Annotated in this window: 2 pseudogenes; one reads left to right on the forward strand and one right to left on the reverse strand. The window is 59.0% G+C overall.

The features are described from left to right. A pseudogene (locus MFF58_RS31635) lies at positions 1-116 on the forward strand (IS481 family transposase); the annotation flags it as partial. An 89-nt stretch (positions 117-205) separates the two neighbouring features. Here the strand turns inward: MFF58_RS31635 and MFF58_RS31640 are convergent. Beyond that, positions 206-1,275: pseudogene (locus MFF58_RS31640) on the reverse strand (hypothetical protein); the annotation flags it as partial.

Here is a 1,275-nt window from a genome sequence, read left to right on the forward strand (position 1 = left end):
GGCTGAAGACCCTGCGCGGCCTCACGCCCTACGAGCATGTCCTGCAGGTCTGGACGAAAGAGCCCGAACGCTTCAGGCTCGACCCGTCACACCACATCCCGGGACCATACAGCTAGCTACCACCCTCCTCCGTCAGTCTGAGAGTTCGCTCGGGAGGTGCTTACCTCCGGCAAACAGATTGGCGTTGTCCTGTCACACGACGGCACTACGGCATACGTGTCATCGCACGAATGGCGCCAACCTCGCCGAAGCTCGGAGCGGCAGAGGCAGTCGGACGAGCTGGCTGAGTCGGCTGTGTACGGACCAAAGCAGGAAGGCGCGGGCGGATGCGGACTGGATCAACCACCTTTACAGTTGGCTTTGGAGCAATTCGCTTATCCCGTATCGGTGGCGAAGCGGTGTGTGCTTCTTTGATTGGACGGCTCACAGGCGGTCGAACGGTCGGCTTCTCGGCGGGTTTCGCGGTGCGCTGACGAAGTTCACGCTCGCGAAGCTTGATGGCCGGCTTGGCCAGGGGCACTAAGACATCACGAGGGATGCATCTACCATCCCGCAACTCGAAGGCGCCAGGGCAGGTTACTTTCACGCATATACCGTCGCGCACCTCAGAACCTTCAGGGCAGGTCAGCGGGCAGATCTGGTGATCAAATTTGCTCAAGTCCTCAAGCAGTGCGAGATCTGGTTTGGCCGACGACAGATTCAATGCCCTGCCGGCACCCATTTTTCCATCGCCTTCAAGATGCGCGAATTGATAGAAGCGTTTCACTGCATCAATTGAGTTCTGGCCCCAGGACGGCTCAGGCCGATTCGTGTAGCAACCAACGATACTCAAGCGATGGTGAACTGCTTGTACCAAGTCGTCGAGATCAGGCGAAGTTTGGGCAACCGACTCCAAATTTCTCTCAGAACTTGAGGGGGGCACATCGTTCAGTTTAACAATGTCGATCGCCGTAGGACTCTGGGTGAGCCGCGAAGCTGAGATCGGATCGTCAGCAAGGAGAGCGGCGAGCCTGCCATCCTGCTTCACATCAGGCGTAAGTTGCGGCGTAGTCGCCACCATTCCTGAGAACGGCAGAGCTTCCTTTAAGGCCAAGGGCGTGGACTGCGGCACACTACTTCGTTCAGTTGGTAATGCCTTTTGCGCCGCTAGCTGCTGCTGGCGCACCTCTTCCGCTTTGCGGCTCTCCTCCGCCTTTCGCGCCACCTCGGCCAAGCGGAGGACTTCAGCCTTTTGCGCCGCTAGCTGCTGCTGGCGCGCCTCTTCCGCTTTGCGGC

Source organism: Methylobacterium longum (assembly GCF_022179385.1).
In the GTDB taxonomy this organism is placed as follows: Bacteria; Pseudomonadota; Alphaproteobacteria; order Rhizobiales; family Beijerinckiaceae; genus Methylobacterium; species Methylobacterium longum.